General features: G+C 75.4%; 1 protein-coding gene. It reads left to right on the forward strand.

The annotated features are described in order from the left end of the window. Window positions 1–348, forward strand: a 348-nt coding sequence (locus ASV53_RS26435; RefSeq protein ID WP_205049258.1) for a hypothetical protein, incomplete at its 5' end; no start/stop codon positions are given. Window positions 349–366: the final 18 nt, after the last annotated feature.

Below are 366 nucleotides of genomic sequence, written 5' to 3' on the forward strand. Positions count from 1 at the left end.
GGCGTCGGGCAGGCCCTGGCCCACGGCCTCGCCGCACACGACGTGCTCGCCGACGGCATCCCGTCGACCCTGGTCACCGCCGCCGACATCACCGAGGCGCGTCATCTGCTGCCCGGTGCCGACGACCCCAGCGTGATCGAGCTGCGCCAGGGCGGCGGGGTCGCCCGCACGGTCAACGTCGACCCCGCGCTCGCCGCGTTCGTGGGGGCGTGCGACGGAGAGCTGACGGTCGGTCAGATCGCGGCCGCCCTCGCCGACCTCTTCGATGTGCCGCTCGCCGACCTGTGGGCCGAGCTCGAACCGCGCATCCGCGCCCTTCTCGTCGACGGGTTCCTCGCCGCGGACTAGGGCCGCCGCGCGGCGTGC

Source organism: Photobacterium sanguinicancri (genome assembly GCF_002265265.1).
GTDB lineage: Bacteria > Pseudomonadota > Gammaproteobacteria > Enterobacterales > Vibrionaceae > Photobacterium > Photobacterium sanguinicancri.